Below are 14,342 nucleotides of genomic sequence, written 5' to 3'. Positions count from 1 at the left end.
TTCGGAACGCAACCACTCTACTGCGGTAGGTACTGCCGTGCCAATGCGGTAAACGAACTCACCTGCGCTTGCTGCCATGCTTCGTCGTGACCCAGCTCCGCAGCCATCAACTGCGCAACCTGTGGCGCCATTGCAATGGCAGCCTTCGCATTCAGAAGCAACGCACGCGTTCTGCGCGACAGCACATCTTCCACAGTAACCGCCATCTCTTCGCGCGCCGCCCAGACGACCTCGGTGGCAAGGTAGGGAAGTGCTGGATTCAGTTGCTGTGCAAGTTCGGGCGATGAAGCGGCCAGCGCGCGAATCTTTGCTGCATCGCTGCCGTACACCAGCAGATGGCCTAGGTCGGTTGCATCGCTCCATCCATGCACATGCAGATCGGCGGTCGTACATGTGACATCGGGCAAATGGCCCAGCGTTGCTGCATGGTTCACTGTGTCTTCAGCCATGTGACGATACGTCGTCCACTTGCCGCCAACAATGGTGAGCAATCCGCTGCCATCAATGTGAATCGTGTGATCGCGTGACAGCGCACTCGTCTTCGATCCATCGCTTCCAGCGGCTTTTACCAGAGGACGAATGCCAACGTAGATGGCCAGAATGTCATCGCGTGTAGGTTTGCGCGAGAGATACTCACCTGCTGTCTCCAGCACAAACTCAATCTCTTCTTCCAGTGGCTTCGGCTCATAGCTCGGAGCCTCAATCGGGGTATCGGTTGTGCCAACGACGGTGTGCTCATGCCAAGGAATTGCAAAGAGCACGCGACCATCGCTGGTGCGCGGCACCATGATGGCTGTCTCGGCGCGCAGAAAGCTCTTCTCAAACACCAGATGAATGCCCTGCGAGGGCGACACCATCGTCTGCACATCCGGCTCGGCCATGCGCCGCACTTCATCCGTGAAGATGCCCGTCGCATTCACTACAACCTTTGCTTGAACGTCAAAACGTTCACCACTGACGCCGTCTTGCAGCGTTACACCGCGCAGAAATCCATCTTCGCCGCGCAGCAGGCCGACAGCACCGCAATAATTCAACACGGTGGCGCCATGATCCGCAGCCGTCATCACGAGATGTGTCAGCAATCGCGTGTCGTCAAACTGGCCATCGTGATACACCACGCCACCGCGCAATCCCTCCTGCGAGATCGTTGGCAGACGTTCCAACGTCTCCTCACGCGAAAGAATCTTCGACTTGCCAAACGAATACTTCGTCGCCAGCAGGTCATAAATCTTCATGCCAATGCCGTAGAACGGAGCTTCCCACCACTCATAATTCGGCACTACGAAAGGAAGATCATGAACAAGGTGCGGAGCGTTCTGACGCAGCAACCCGCGCTCTTTCAGCGCCTCCATCACCAGCGAGATATTGCCCTGCTCCAGGTAACGCACACCGCCATGCACCAGCTTGGTGCTGCGGCTGGACGTGCCTTTGCCAAAATCCTCGCGCTCGACAAGCAGCGTCTTGTAGCCGCGAACAGCAGCATCCACCGCCACACCCACACCCGTAGCGCCGCCACCGATGATGACCACATCCCACGCGGCATCGCCGTGTGCCTTCACGGCATCAAGCATCGCTGTACGATTCATGCGTTCCATCCCTTCGCGCGTTCCACAGCTTCTTTCCAGCGCGCGTATAAGGCATCGTAATCCCGCTGCGGTGTGAACAACGTTCCCTCGCCCTGCACGCGCTGAATTTCATCCGTGCTGTTCCAGAAGCCAACGGCAAGCCCCGCAAGAAACGCCGCGCCCAGAGCCGTTGTTTCCAGGCATGCAGGACGATGCACCGGCACACCCAGCAGATCCGCCTGAAACTGCATCAATGTATCGTTTGCTGTCGCGCCGCCATCCACACGCAACTCGCGCAGCGGTACACCGGTGTCGGCATTCATCGCACGCATCAGGTCTGTCGTCTGCAGAGCAATGCTCTCCAGCGCCGCACGTGCAATGTGTCCTTTCGTTGTGCCGCGACCAATGCCAATGATGGTTCCGCTGGCATACGGATCCCAGTGCGGTGCGCCAAGCCCAGTAAACGCGGGCACAAACAACACGCCACCGCTATCCGGCACGCTCTGCGCAAGCTGCTCCACTTCGCTGCTCGATGCAATGATGCCAAGTCCATCACGCAGCCACTGCACCACCGCGCCGCCAATAAACACAGACCCTTCCAGCGCATATTCTGGTCTGCGATTCGTGGAGCAGGCCAGCGTCGTCAGCAAACGATTCTGGCTCTCACGAAATTCGGTGCCAATGTGCTGCAACAGAAAGCATCCGGTGCCATAGGTGTTCTTCGCATCGCCGGGCTTCGTGCACATCTGCCCGAAGAGCGCAGATTGTTGATCACCCGCAATGCCAGCAATCTCAGTGCCTTCAAGTCCCAGCGTGGTGCTCACAGGGCCAAGCTTTTCGCTCGACCACACTACCTCCGGCATCATGCTGCGAGGCACACGCAGCAGCCGCAACATCTCGTCATCCCACTTGTCTTCGACAATGTTGTAAAGCAGCGTGCGCGACGCATTCGTGCGGTCAGTGATGTGCTTCTTGCCACTGGTCAGGTTCCACACCAGCCAGCTATCCACAGTGCCAAACGCCAATTCACCGCGCTCGGCCTTCTCTCGCGCACCAGCAACGTTGTCCAGAATCCATGAGACTTTCGTGCCGCTGAAGTAAGGATCAAGCCTCAAGCCGGTGCGCCGACGAACATCTTCTTCCACGCCTTCATTGCGAAGCTGCTCGCACATCGAAGCTGTGCGACGATCCTGCCACACGATGGCGTTATAAACAGGCTTGCCCGTCGCGCGATCCCACACAATCGTGGTCTCACGTTGATTCGTAATGCCCAGCGACGCCACATCGCGCGGCCGCACACCAGCACGCCCCAGTACTTCCACGGCGGCGGTCAACTGGCTGGTGAGAATCTCAAACGGATCATGTTCCACCCAACCGGCTTTGCCCTCAGGGAAAATCTGTGTGAACTCATGCTGCGCCGTGCCCGCAATCGCACCGGTATGGTCCACCAGAATCGCGCGCGAACTCGTCGTTCCCTGGTCCAGCGCCAGAACATACATCGCCATAAACCGCCTCACAACGCGCCACGAAAGCCTCAGCAGCGCAACGGAGCCACCATATCACCGCGCGGTTACGGATTCCACCCGCGCTAAAGCCTTGGAAACAGCGGTGACATCACGAATACGCGTACACTTTTCATAAGGGGTTTCGCTGATGGTCTTCGTTCTGGACAACTACGATTCGTTCACCTACAACCTGGTGCAGTACATGGGCGAGCTGGGCGCGGAGATGGTCATCCGCCGGAACGACGAGCTGACGCCCGAAGAGATTGAAGCGCTGAACCCGGACCACATTCTCATCTCGCCCGGCCCCTGCACGCCTCAGGAAGCGGGCGTCTCCATCGACCTGATCAAGCACTATGCCTCGAAGGGCAAGCGCACGCCGATTCTGGGTGTTTGCCTTGGACATCAGGCACTGGGTGCAGCCTTTGGTGGCAACGTGGTTCGCGCCGCGCGCCTGATGCACGGCAAGACCAGTCAGGTGCATCACGATGGCCGCACACTCTTTGAAGGCATCGATCAGGACATGACCTGCACACGCTACCACTCGCTGGTGGTTAGCCCGGAAGGTCTGCCGAAGGAGCTGGAAGTCTCTGCGCGCACGCAGGACCCCGAGGGTGAAGTCATCATGGCGCTGCGCCATCGCGAGCTGCCCATTGAGGGCGTGCAGTTCCACCCGGAGAGCGTGCTCACGCAAAACGGCAAACGCCTGATTGAAAACTTCCTGAAGATGTAACCGTATGCGCCGCTCCTTCGTTTTCTCTGCAGCTCTCGTGTGTGCGATTCATGGAAATGCGCAGCAGTCGCTGGGCTCCGTGAAAACGCAGGGCAACGAAGTCAGCGGCCTGGTGCGCGTCAGCAATGGCAATGCGGTCATTGGCAACAGCGCTGCTGTAGCTGCGGGCGTGCAGCCTGCTGAAGTCACACTGAGCCGCGGCGGATCGGTGAGGATCTGCTCAGGATCGGCGGCGCATCTGGCGCAGACAACGATCGCCGTGGCGAAACCGCCGATGATCATGGCAGTGGATCGTGGCGCAGTCGAAATTAAAACTTCAGCGGAAAAGACCGACAGCATCCTCACGCCAGATCTGCGATTCGAACTTTCCGACGCTGCGCCACTCGACCTGCGCATCCGCATCGTGCCCAACGGCGACACCTGCGTGGACAACGTCGGCAAGAACGCCCCAATCCTGCATGTGACAGAGACATTCGGCGACGGCACATACTTCGTCCGCCCCGGTCAGCGCGTGTTGTTTGAACACGGCAGCCTGCGCGAGGTCGTAGACCACGAAAGCTCATCCTGCGGTTGCCCGCGTCCTGACGATCTTGTGCTGGCAGGGAAGGGCAAGATGGGCGACGGCAAGGTCACGGACGAAGCGAAGGCGCACCCATTCCCCGAAGCTGTGAGCCAGGGGCTGCAGCAGCCCGAACCTCCGCAGCCCGCGCCCGTGGGTGAAACGCACACCCGCGTCAACAGCACGCTGGCTTACAACGGCACGACCAACACTGTGACCGGGCCTCCGGGCGAGAGCACAACGGCTGCAGATGCTGCTACGCCTGTAGCTCCTGCCACCACAGCTCCGAATGCTGCAACAACTGCGCCACCGACAGTAGTCACACCACCACCGCCACCCGCGACGGACGTGCACGTAGCATCCACGAAGCCTCCAGAGCAAGGTCCGAACCCTTTCCGGGCCATCGGACACTTCTTCCGCAAGCTATTCGGCGTTCACGACTAAGAAGAAGCGTTAGCGCTGGGCCACAGCGATGCGCTCAATGCCTTGCAGATCGCTCACCCAGTGAACCTGCTGCCAGCCGCTGAGCAGTTCATCTGCGATCCCGCTACGGCCTGCCGTCTCCAGCAGCAGCCATCCGCCGGGCGATAACGCATCCTTCGCCTGTGGAATCAGCCTGCGCAGAACGTCGTGACCATCCTCACCACCGAACAACGCCAGATGCGGCTCATACTCGCGCACCTGCGCATGCAGCGTGTCCTTCTCGATAAGAGGAATATACGGCGGGTTCGAAACAATCAGGTCGAATGTCTCGCCTGTAACCGCTGCCAGCAAGTCCGACTGCAGAATCCGTGTGCGATTCAGCGTGTTTAGTCGAGCAGTGTTGTCCTGCGCGACGGCCAGCGCATCTGGCGAGATATCCAGAGCAGCCACCAGGCTCTGCGGAAATTCCAGCGCCAACGTCACCGCCAGAATGCCGCTGCCCGTGCCCACATCCGCGATCTTCAGCGGAGCCTTGCGATCCGGGAACAGACGCAGCACTTCTTCAACAATGTGTTCCGTCTCCGGCCGCGGAATCAGCACATCCGGAGAAACGGCAAACTCGCGCCCGAAGAACTCCTGCGAACCACGCAGATGCTGAATCGGCATGGCATGGCGACGTTGTGCCAGCATGCCCTGGAACGATCCGGCTTCCTCTTCCTTTACCGGACGATCCGGCTGCGCCATCATCTGCACACGCGTCAGCCCGGTAGCGATTTCGAGAATCTGCTGCGCATCACGTGCTGCGTTCTCACGCAGGTCATCGCGCATGGACAGGCGCATGGTGCCGAAGCGCAACGCGTCAGCCACCGTGCAGCCTTTAATCTTCAACGGTTCGTGCCGCTGCAACTCCTGCGCCATTAAGCAGCAACCTCGGCTTCCGCCTTCAGGCGTTCGCTCGTGTCATGCGCAATCAGCGCATCCACAATGGGCTGTAGCTTGCCTTCCATCACGTATTCCAACTGGTGCAGCGTCAGTCCAATGCGATGATCCGTCAGGCGGTTCTGCGGGAAGTTGTAGGTACGAATCTTCTCACTGCGATCGCCGCTGCCCACCTGCGATTTACGCGCGCTGGCCTGCGCCTGGTGCTGCTTTTCCATCTCCACTTCGTACAGGCGCGCACGCAACACACGCATCGCCTTTTCACGGTTCTTGATCTGCGACTTTTCGTCCTGGCAGCTCACAACCGTGTTCGTGGGCAGATGCGTAATGCGAATGGCGGAATACGTAGTGTTCACGCTCTGTCCGCCGGGGCCTGACGAGCAGAAGGTATCAATGCGAAGGTCCTTCTGCTCAACCTTTACGTCCACTTCTTCCGCTTCAGGAAGAACCGCAACGGTGATGGCAGAGGTATGCACGCGGCCCTGTGTCTCGGTTGCAGGCACACGCTGCACACGGTGCACACCGCTCTCATACTTCAGAGACGAGTACACGCGGTCACCTTCAATCAGTGCTGTAACGTCCTTCAAACCACCCACGGTTGATTCCGTTTCAGACAGCACCTGCACCTTCCAGCGATGCAGTTCCGCATAGCGCAGATACATGCGGAAGACCTCTGAGGCGAACAGCGAAGCTTCATCGCCGCCCGTGGCTGCGCGGATTTCCAGTACGACGTTCTTTTCGTCGTTCGGGTCCTTGGGCAGCAACATGATCTTGAGTTCTTCTTCAATCTCGGGCAAGCGTGCCTGCAGACCGGTCAGTTCTTCCTGGGCCATCGCTTTCATGTCGGCGTCGTCTTCCGTCAGCATCAGCTTCGCTTCGGCAATACCGTCGCGCACACGCTTGTAGTCACGGAAGCGGTCAATGACCGGCTCCATATCGCGGTGCTGCTTGGCGGTCTTCTGAAAACGCTGCTGATCGGTCACCAACGAGGGGTCTGCGAGCTCTTTTTCAAGCTCCTTAAAGCGTTCTTCAAGCTGTTCCAGCCGGTCAAACATGGCAATCTTCTCCTCCTGCGCGCACGCAGGGCACATCATGATGGGAATTGGGAAAGGGTCGCGAGAAAACGCGAAAAGCCGCGGCGAACGCAGCTAGGCAAAGCCAAGGCGTGCCGCGGCATGTCGGGAAGCATGAACCGGATTGAACTGGGCGCGCAGCATCACTTATTTGATGATAGCGCGACGACCGCGATGCACCGGCAGAATCAGCGCAGGAAAGCTAGATGGCGCGCAACACCCGCGCCGGCAGGAAGATGATGGCGGAGACCAGTTCCAGAGCACCCTCCACGGCAATGCCCACCAGCCGGAACGGCAGCAGGAACAGCCAGACAATGGGATACAGCACGATCGCGAGCAGAGCCAGCGGCCAGCACATAACGAAAAGAAGGCAGAACAGCAGCAGTTTCAACATGGGCTCATCCCCCTTGCATGACATACGCCATTCGCGGGAAAAGGTTCCGCCGAATGCTTACTTTGCGTCGTTGTACTCTTCCAGCCACGCCATCTGGATAGCTTCCAGAATGCCTTCGTTTGACTTCGCCGGGTCGCCGTTGAAGCCCGGCAGTTCGGTGATCAACTTGTGCATGTCCGTGAAGCGGACCGAAAGCGGTTCGATCTCCGGATGCTTCTCCTGCAACTGGATGCCGATCTCCTCGGCATCTTCCCAACCAAACTCAAAGGGCATCGCGATTAGTCCTTCTGCGCCGTAATGGCAGCGGGCTTGCCTTCCTGCACATAGTTGCGATTCCACGCGGGAATCTCCACCACGTAGGTTCCGGGCTGGGTGATCACTGCCTGGCAGCCCAGGCGCGAATTTGTCTGCGGTCCTGCGGCCAGGTCCACGCGGTCCAGCTCATCATCTTCCGGATCGCTCAGTCCCGCATCACCCTGCTTCACATACAGGTGGCAGGTGGTGCAGGCGCATACGCCGCCGCACGCGTGGTCCAGGAAAATGCCATAGTTTTCTGCAACATCCAGAAAGCTCATCGGCTGGCCGTGGCCATCGTAAGGTAGCGTGCCGAAGGGAAATTCCACCGTCTTGTTCTCTGGAAGGAACGTCACGCGGACAATGCCCTCGGCGGGCGGCTTGGAAAGGTCAACTTCGGGCAGTTCTACGTGATGTTCTGACATGATGTTCGCTCTGATATTCATTCTATCGAACGCGTATGTCTGCGCAGAGCATTCTCCATGACGACAGTGTTGATACTGAAGCCAATCCAGAAGGCGGGGCCAAAGAACTGGTGCGGAGTCCACCCGGTAAGCCGCGCCGTGGCAAAGAAAACGCCCATCACCGGACGCGTCGTAGCAATCCCCAGCACAATGGCTGTGGCCCTTAGCGTCCACCGCCGGTCGGCTATGGCATCCCCTGTGCGCCAGGCTCGGAAGCTCTGTACCAGCGAAAACAGAAACAGCAGATTGAACACGACCACCGCCGCGCCTTCAACCACTCCACCCACGGGGTTTCGAGACATACCAAAGGCCGTGATCCCAACAATCAGCCCCAGCGAATAGAAAGCCACCCGCACCGGCTTCCACAGTCGTGTTCGGTTCCAGTAAACCAGAGGCAGAATGCAGACGAACAACAACGCGGTGCAAATGTGCGCGTAGGTCAACGAAGCATGAGAACGGAAGAACGCATCCAGCGTCCGCAGATCAGGCGGTTCTGCAGCGGACGGAGACTGTCCCAGAGCCAGCAGTCGTCGCAGCACAGCGGCAATCGCCACCACAATGCACAACCAGAACCCAATCCGAAGGCCAGAGGACACGGGTGCCAGCCTGTTCGGATCGGAATGCAGCGTCATCTGTGCCATGGGAAGCCCTGGCTAACTAACGCAAAGTTGTTTCAGGAGGTTCCGTACCGGAGGGCTGGACTACTAAAAAACATGTTCATAAAATCCACGATGCCCCGGAAGTTGCACCGCCGTCACATGCCTGTCCGGAGCCGTGGCCACGTCCCCGATGTATCCTGCGAAGACGCAAACGCCCCATTGCGGAGGTTTTGATCGTGCATAACCTGATGGTTGCCATTGGCTTCATCCTGCTTATCCTCATCCCGTGCCTTGTGGCCGTCTTCAGCTCCTCCAAGGAAGGCCGCTCCGGCAACACAGGCGAGCACGAAATCCCGAAGGAGCCCACCCGGGCTCGTGGCCACAGCCCCTCCCGCATCCGTGAAGCTGCCGCTGCGATGAATGCGCGCAAAGAAGCGAAGCTGGCAGCGGAAGAGGCTGCCGCACGTGGAGAGCGTCCGTCGCGCATCCGTGAGGTGGCTGCCGCTGCATTCACCCGGCCTGAAGCGAACGGCGCCGAGGAGCGTCCATCCCGCATTCGGAATGTAGCCGCAGCACTGCGGTCGCGTCCGCCCAAGGACGTTCCCATGGCATCCGGCGATCCCGGAGCGATCAAGCCCAGCATCCGCGAACTGCGCGCCAAGCACGCTCCAAAGCCACCGCGTACTTAGTCTTCTTTTTCCTTCTTAGAATCGTCGATCTGCGCCGGAGCAAACGGGTGCGGAGCAGCCGGTCCATCGCCAATGTTCTCGCCCGCAGCTTCCATCGTCTTGCCGGTCATAGCCTGCTGCAGCGTGGTGTCCATCATCAACTCGGCAAAGCGGCGCGTGGCCCTATCCAGCCGGTCAATGGCAGCGCGGATGTCCTTGTAATCCTTCTTCTGGATGGTCTCGTCCAGGTTCGCCTGTGCCGCGTCCACTTCAACGATCTCTTCGTGGGTAAGCTGCTGCCACGCGGCATGTTTGCGGCCCTTCGCTACGGCCTCGCGAATCGTATTCGCCTCGTTCGTGGCTTCAATCAACTGGCGCTGTTCCAGGTCCTCTTCCGCGTGATCGAACGACGCCAGGATCATCTCTTCCACCTGGTCGTCTGACAGGCCGTAGGTCGGCTTCACTTCAATTTCGGCCGCCTTGCCACTGCGCTGTTCCTTCGCGCTCACCTGCAGAATGCCGTTTGCGTCGATCAGGAACTTCACCTCAATGCGCGGCAATCCTGCCGTCATCGGGGGAATACCCTTCAGATCAAACCGGGCCAGCGACCGGCAATCCTTAGCCAGTTCGCGCTCGCCCTGCACCACATGGATAGCAACGTTCGTCTGCCCGTCCACACCCGTGGTGAAGTGCTCTGTCGCGCTCGCAGGAATGGTGCTGTTGCGCTGAATGATCTTCGCCACAACTCCACCCAGAGCCTCAATACCCAGCGACAGCGGTGTCACATCCAGCAGCAAAAGCTCACTGGTGGCCGCAGAGCCACCGGCCAGAATGTCCGCCTGCACCGCCGCACCCATAGCCACAACTTCGTCCGGATTCAGCTCGGTATGCGCCGTCTTGCCGCGCGCCGAAAGCTGAAAGACCTCATCCACCAGCGCCTGCACCGCAGGAATGCGCGTCGATCCGCCAACCAGAACAACTTCGTCAATCTGCGCAGGCTCCATACCCGCATCCTTCAGCGCCTGCCGCGACGGCGCAGCCGTACGCGCAATCACCGGCTGAATCAGGCCTTCAAACTGCTCGCGCGTAATCTCGCGCTGATACTTCTTGCCACCACTCAGCGCAATGTCGAACTTCGCGGAATCATCCGCAGACAGCGCAATCTTCACATCAATCACGGCTTTACGGACGTTCTGCACTACTTCTGGCGTGGGCGCAATGCCAAGCTCGTGTTGAATCTCATCCAGCGCAATGCGCAGCAACAGATTGTCAATGTCATCGCCGCCCAGATGCGTGTCGCCGTTCGTCGAGATGACCTCAAAGATGCCGTCGTGCAGCTTCAGAATCGACACATCAAACGTGCCGCCGCCAAAGTCATACACCGCCACGGTGCCTTCTTTCGCACGATCCAGACCATAAGCCAGCGCAGCAGCGGTGGGCTCATTCACCAGTCGCAGAACATCTAGCCCCGCAATGCGGCCAGCATCCTTCGTTGCCTGGCGCTGTGCATCGTTGAAGTAGGCGGGAACGGTGATGACAGCCTTCGTGATCAAAGTGCCGAAGTAGCGCTCCGCATTCTTCTTCAACTGCTCCAGCACCAGAGCGGAAATTTGCGGCGGCGTCAGCACGCGGTCACCCACGTGCAGTTTCAACACCTCGTCAGTCTTCTGGTCATCGGCAAGGCGGAAGGGAAACAGTGACAACTCATCGCGCACATCGTCAATGCCGCGGCCCATCAGTCGTTTTGCGCTGTAGACAGCATTGCCAGGCGACGACAGCAGGGTGCCGCGCGCGCCGTTGCCCACGGTCACAGAGCCGTTTTCAATGGCCACCACCGAAGGCACCAGTTTTGACCCGTCTTCGCCGGGAATGACAACAGGGACGCCATTCTCAAGAAAGGCGACAAGTGAGTTGGTGGTGCCAAGATCGATGCCGACGACGCGTGTCTGTTCTGCCATACCGTTCCTATTCCAGATGCGCTCCAGTGCAGCAAAGACGCACAAAAGCCCGACTCTTCATTGTCGCATTCCATTGATTTTCGAGGAAATCGGACTGCCCCAAAGCGTCAACGCGACATTTGCGCGGCAGAATGCGTCTGAAAATACATGCGCCGTTTCGTAGTCTTCGTCCTGCTTGCAGTCACGCCTGTGCTTTCGGCGCAGACCGCACGCATCGAGGCGATTGCGCCCACCGCTCCTGTCGCGGTTGCGCACCGCAAAGACCACGCCACAGTAACCATCGACGCCACAAAGGGCTGGATCGACACCGGCATCCCTCTGGTCCCCGGTGACACCCTGACCGTGAAGGCGAACGGCACGATCACGCTGGCAAACGGGCAAACCATCACGCCCGACGGCAAGGAACACTTCTGGCGCGATCTTCTGCGGCAATACCCTCTGCCCACCGCGCAAACCGGCGCTCTGATTGGCCGCATCGGCGATAACGAAGCTGCATGGCCCTTCAGCATAGGCGCAGGGGAAACAATCCCGGTACGCTCCACCGGCAATCTCTTCCTTGCCGCGAATCTCAGTGATGGACTTACCGCCACCGGCAGTTACAAAGTCTCCATCACTCTCGCTTCAACGCCATCCGGATCAGCAACAGCGGCTGCTCTAAGTTTGTCGCAACTCCTACAGCCTGCCATCTTTGACGCATTCCCGCGTCGCGATGACGATGGCCAGGGCAACGTGGGCGACGCCGTAAATTTCGCGCTTATCGGCTCAGAGCAGCAGGTGCAGGATGCGTTCCTCCACAGCGGTTGGTTCGCGGTGGACGCGGATCGCAATACCGCCATCCTCCACGGCCTGCTGGCCACGCTGTCCAAAGAGCCTTATCGCGAAGTCCCCATGAGCACGCTGTATCTCTTCGGTCGCCCGCAGGACATGAGCTTCGCGCGCGGGGATACGTTGCGCGTAGCCGCGGAGCGCCATCATGTGCGCATCTGGAAGACAACACAAGTCATCAATGGCCAGCCGCTGTGGATCGGTTCTGCAACGTACGACAACGGCTTTGCCCGTGACAGTCGTAACGGCCAAGTCACTCACAGCATTGCGCCTGCCATCGACACGGAACGCGATTTTCTACGCGACAGTGTTACGTCAACCGGTGCCGTCGCCGCTGCTGCATACGTCACGCCATCCGATCCAATCCGCGAGGCGAAGACCGCAACAGGCGCAAGTTTTCACTCGGACGGCCGCATACTCGTCATGCTGTTGCAGTAATATGACCAGCGCAACGGAGGTCTTCCCCATGAGCACCGTGAACGTCATTTCCGCCATCCGCTATCGCGACTGCAACCGCATGATTGAGTGGTTGAAGCAGGCATTCGATTTCACGGAGCATGCCGTCTATCGCGGTGACGACGGCGTGGTGCATCATGCCGAACTCATACTCGGCAACGGCATGATCATGCTGGGAACCGTCGGCGTGAATCCCGCAACAGCGGGTTGGTATGTGCAGCCAGACGAGGTAGGGAATCGCGTGACCGCGTCGATCTATCTCATCGTGAAGGATTGCGCTGCGGCATGGGAAAAGGCGAAAGCCGCCGGCGCTTCCGTTCTCATGCCTCTTGAGACAAAGGACTACGGCGGCAGCGGCTTTAGCGTGCGCGATCCAGAAGGTCAGATTTGGAGCGTCGGTGACTACGATCCCTGGGCAGCGCCCAAGAACTGATCGCAGTTGTAGCAAATGAAGCGGTCACGTCCACCTTCTTTTGCGCGATACAGTGCCGCATCAGCATTGTCCACCAGGTCATCGGAAGACCAGCCATCGGTCCACACGGCAATGCCCATGCTGATCGTGATCGGCTCTTTGTCCCATTCGAAGGCATGCATCGCTTTGCGAATTCGCTCGCCTAAAACCATGGCTCCCTGGGCATCCGTTCCCGGCATCAGTATGGTGAACTCTTCTCCACCAAAGCGACATGCCACTTCATCCGCTCGCTTGGTCCGATTCAGAATCGTCGCCACATTGCGCAGCACTTCATCACCGCATGGATGCCCAAAGCGGTCATTAATGCGCTTGAAGTGATCCACATCCAGCAGCATCAGTGCCAACGGCTTTTTGCTGCGTTGCGCAGCAATCACTGCTGTCTCCAAACGCGAATCGAAAGCGCGACGATTCCACAGTCCGGTCAACGCATCGGTAAGCGCAAGCGAACTCAGCTTGCGATTCGCCTCTTCCAACTCCTCCTTAGTCTCTTGAAGTTGGCGTTCGCGGTCACGCTGTTCCGTCAGATCAACCGAGCAGCACGCCAGCACCGGATTGCCATTCGAATCCTGGCACGGTGCCTTGGTGGTCCTCCAGTAGCTGTGCTTGCCATCGGCTTCTTTCAAATCCAGGAACGTTTCCTGCGGCTCTCCCGACAGGAATACCTCCCGGTCTTCCTGAAGAATGCGCAATGCCGTCTCTTCATCCCACAAATCGCGGCTGGTCTTGCCCAGCCATGCGGCCTCGTTAATGGCAAAGCGATTGGCCAGCTTACGGTTATAAAAACGAAGCCTGCCGTCCTCATCTTTCAAATAGATCTCAGCCGGAACGTTGTTCAGGATGGTCACAAACATTTCGCGCGCGCGTTCACGTTCTGACATCATGTCGGCCATGGACCGCGCACGTTCGCGTAACTGAATACGATTGCTAAGCTGCCGCCCCAAAATCTGCAATGCACGAAGCTGTTGCTCTGACAGCACGGAAGGCGCTGTATCCATCACGCACAGCGCGCCAACGGCAGTGCCATCCAGCGTGGTGAGGGGCGTACCAGCATAGAACCGAATACTGCCACCCACAGGGCCGCGGAAGCGCTCATCGTTTACCGTGTCTTCCACCACAAGAAGCTGGTTGTTTTGCACGGTGTACTGGCAGATGGATTCGCGCACAGGCATCGTTCGAGCCCCTTGAAAGCCCATACGCGCCTTGATGAGTTGCGTCTCCTCATCCAGCAGGGTCATCGCGCTTAACGCTTTGCCGCACAGTGCTGCAGCAAGTTCAACCAGTTCGTCGAACTCCTGTTCATCCACCTCCTCCATCAGCCCAAGCTGACGGAGAATTTCGCCGCGCTTGCGGGCCGCTTGTAGCGGAGTCATGTCGGTTTGGGGGATTGGCAACGCGGGTCTACCTCCGGAAACGATGGG

15 protein-coding genes are annotated in these 14,342 nt (G+C 58.9%); 5 read left to right on the top strand and 10 right to left on the bottom strand.

All coding sequences use genetic code 11. The features are described from left to right. Positions 1-17: 17 nt before the first annotated feature. Positions 18-1,586, bottom strand: a complete 1,569-nt coding sequence (locus tag BLT38_RS16775; RefSeq protein WP_083347150.1) for a glycerol-3-phosphate dehydrogenase/oxidase — start codon at positions 1,584-1,586, stop codon at positions 18-20. Beyond that, positions 1,583-3,070, bottom strand: coding sequence for a glycerol kinase GlpK (gene glpK / locus BLT38_RS16770; RefSeq protein WP_083346216.1), 1,488 nt, complete (start codon positions 3,068-3,070; stop codon positions 1,583-1,585). Before glpK ends, BLT38_RS16775 begins: the two co-directional genes overlap by 4 nt. Positions 3,071-3,218: 148 nt before the next feature. Here glpK and BLT38_RS16765 point away from each other — a divergent pair, with 148 nt between their 5' ends. Both BLT38_RS16765 and BLT38_RS16760 read left to right on the top strand, forming a co-directional pair. Beyond that, a complete protein-coding gene (locus BLT38_RS16765) occupies positions 3,219-3,800 on the top strand; it encodes an anthranilate synthase component II (protein ID WP_047491846.1) in 582 nt (193 codons plus the stop codon). A gap of 4 nt (positions 3,801-3,804) precedes the next feature. Next, entirely contained in the window at positions 3,805-4,803 is a 999-nt protein-coding gene (locus BLT38_RS16760) for a nuclease (RefSeq protein WP_083346215.1), read from the top strand. A 9-nt stretch (positions 4,804-4,812) separates the two neighbouring features. On the opposite strand, the gene prmC is transcribed toward BLT38_RS16760, so the two are convergent. The 6 genes from prmC to BLT38_RS16730 all read right to left on the bottom strand — a co-directional run bounded on the left by prmC (position 4,813) and on the right by BLT38_RS16730 (position 8,587). Beyond that, the gene (gene prmC / locus BLT38_RS16755) at positions 4,813-5,700 is read right to left on the bottom strand and encodes a peptide chain release factor N(5)-glutamine methyltransferase (RefSeq protein ID WP_083346214.1); all 888 of its coding nucleotides are present in this window, start codon (positions 5,698-5,700) and stop codon (positions 4,813-4,815) included. Then, positions 5,700-6,776 carry a peptide chain release factor 1 gene (gene prfA / locus BLT38_RS16750; RefSeq protein WP_047491849.1) on the bottom strand — a complete coding sequence of 359 codons (1,077 nt, stop codon included), beginning with the start codon at positions 6,774-6,776 and terminating at the stop codon, positions 5,700-5,702. The genes prmC and prfA overlap by 1 nt, the downstream gene beginning before the upstream one ends. 220 nt (positions 6,777-6,996) lie before the next feature. Continuing rightward, entirely contained in the window at positions 6,997-7,188 is a 192-nt protein-coding gene (locus BLT38_RS16745; protein ID WP_047491853.1) for a hypothetical protein, read from the bottom strand. Between the two features lie 57 nt (positions 7,189-7,245). Next, positions 7,246-7,461, bottom strand: coding sequence for a Fe-S cluster assembly protein IscX (gene iscX / locus BLT38_RS16740; protein ID WP_047491858.1), 216 nt, complete (start codon positions 7,459-7,461; stop codon positions 7,246-7,248). A gap of 5 nt (positions 7,462-7,466) precedes the next feature. Beyond that, complete coding sequence (locus BLT38_RS16735; protein WP_047494770.1) at positions 7,467-7,907, bottom strand: 2Fe-2S iron-sulfur cluster-binding protein; 441 nt, start codon at positions 7,905-7,907, stop codon at positions 7,467-7,469. Between the two features lie 17 nt (positions 7,908-7,924). Then, positions 7,925-8,587, bottom strand: coding sequence for a DUF2306 domain-containing protein (locus BLT38_RS16730; RefSeq protein ID WP_083346213.1), 663 nt, complete (start codon positions 8,585-8,587; stop codon positions 7,925-7,927). A gap of 194 nt (positions 8,588-8,781) precedes the next feature. Here BLT38_RS16730 and BLT38_RS16725 point away from each other — a divergent pair, with 194 nt between their 5' ends. Then, the gene (locus BLT38_RS16725; protein ID WP_156785178.1) at positions 8,782-9,234 is read left to right on the top strand and encodes a hypothetical protein; all 453 of its coding nucleotides are present in this window, start codon (positions 8,782-8,784) and stop codon (positions 9,232-9,234) included. Here the strand turns inward: BLT38_RS16725 and hscA are convergent. Beyond that, positions 9,231-11,171, bottom strand: coding sequence for a Fe-S protein assembly chaperone HscA (hscA, locus tag BLT38_RS16720; protein WP_083347149.1), 1,941 nt, complete (start codon positions 11,169-11,171; stop codon positions 9,231-9,233). The two genes, BLT38_RS16725 and hscA, sit on opposite strands and share 4 nt — an antisense overlap. A gap of 147 nt (positions 11,172-11,318) precedes the next feature. On the opposite strand from hscA, the gene BLT38_RS16715 reads away from it, so the two are divergent. Beyond that, on the top strand, positions 11,319-12,434 hold the full coding sequence (locus tag BLT38_RS16715) for an LssY C-terminal domain-containing protein (protein WP_083346211.1): 1,116 nt from the start codon (positions 11,319-11,321) through the stop codon (positions 12,432-12,434). 28 nt (positions 12,435-12,462) lie between these two features. Beyond that, a complete protein-coding gene (locus BLT38_RS16710; RefSeq protein WP_083347148.1) occupies positions 12,463-12,885 on the top strand; it encodes a VOC family protein in 423 nt (140 codons plus the stop codon). Here BLT38_RS16710 and BLT38_RS16705 read toward each other — a convergent pair. Then, on the bottom strand, positions 12,855-14,315 hold the full coding sequence (locus BLT38_RS16705; protein ID WP_172838320.1) for a diguanylate cyclase: 1,461 nt from the start codon (positions 14,313-14,315) through the stop codon (positions 12,855-12,857). The two genes, BLT38_RS16710 and BLT38_RS16705, sit on opposite strands and share 31 nt — an antisense overlap. Positions 14,316-14,342: the final 27 nt, after the last annotated feature.

The sequence above is a fragment of the Terriglobus roseus genome, assembly GCF_900102185.1.
Classification (GTDB): domain Bacteria; phylum Acidobacteriota; class Terriglobia; order Terriglobales; family Acidobacteriaceae; genus Terriglobus; species Terriglobus roseus_A.
Note: the sequence above shows the minus strand (reverse complement) of the source record. Positions and strands in the feature narration are given on the sequence as shown.

What these genes read in the sequence shown, in the direction of transcription:
- iscX (WP_047491858.1), bottom strand. Translation starts at nt 7,461, where the DNA reads ATGCCCTTTGAGTTTGGTTGGGAAGATGCCGAGGAGATCGGCATCCAG.
- BLT38_RS16775 (WP_083347150.1), bottom strand. Translation starts at nt 1,586, where the DNA reads ATGAATCGTACAGCGATGCTTGATGCCGTGAAGGCACACGGCGATGCC.
- BLT38_RS16765 (WP_047491846.1), top strand. Translation starts at nt 3,219, where the DNA reads ATGGTCTTCGTTCTGGACAACTACGATTCGTTCACCTACAACCTGGTG.
- prmC (WP_083346214.1), bottom strand. Translation starts at nt 5,700, where the DNA reads ATGGCGCAGGAGTTGCAGCGGCACGAACCGTTGAAGATTAAAGGCTGC.
- prfA (WP_047491849.1), bottom strand. Translation starts at nt 6,776, where the DNA reads ATGTTTGACCGGCTGGAACAGCTTGAAGAACGCTTTAAGGAGCTTGAA.
- BLT38_RS16745 (WP_047491853.1), bottom strand. Translation starts at nt 7,188, where the DNA reads ATGTTGAAACTGCTGCTGTTCTGCCTTCTTTTCGTTATGTGCTGGCCG.
- BLT38_RS16715 (WP_083346211.1), top strand. Translation starts at nt 11,319, where the DNA reads ATGCGCCGTTTCGTAGTCTTCGTCCTGCTTGCAGTCACGCCTGTGCTT.
- glpK (WP_083346216.1), bottom strand. Translation starts at nt 3,070, where the DNA reads ATGGCGATGTATGTTCTGGCGCTGGACCAGGGAACGACGAGTTCGCGC.
- hscA (WP_083347149.1), bottom strand. Translation starts at nt 11,171, where the DNA reads ATGGCAGAACAGACACGCGTCGTCGGCATCGATCTTGGCACCACCAAC.
- BLT38_RS16735 (WP_047494770.1), bottom strand. Translation starts at nt 7,907, where the DNA reads ATGTCAGAACATCACGTAGAACTGCCCGAAGTTGACCTTTCCAAGCCG.
- BLT38_RS16710 (WP_083347148.1), top strand. Translation starts at nt 12,463, where the DNA reads ATGAGCACCGTGAACGTCATTTCCGCCATCCGCTATCGCGACTGCAAC.
- BLT38_RS16760 (WP_083346215.1), top strand. Translation starts at nt 3,805, where the DNA reads ATGCGCCGCTCCTTCGTTTTCTCTGCAGCTCTCGTGTGTGCGATTCAT.
- BLT38_RS16730 (WP_083346213.1), bottom strand. Translation starts at nt 8,587, where the DNA reads ATGGCACAGATGACGCTGCATTCCGATCCGAACAGGCTGGCACCCGTG.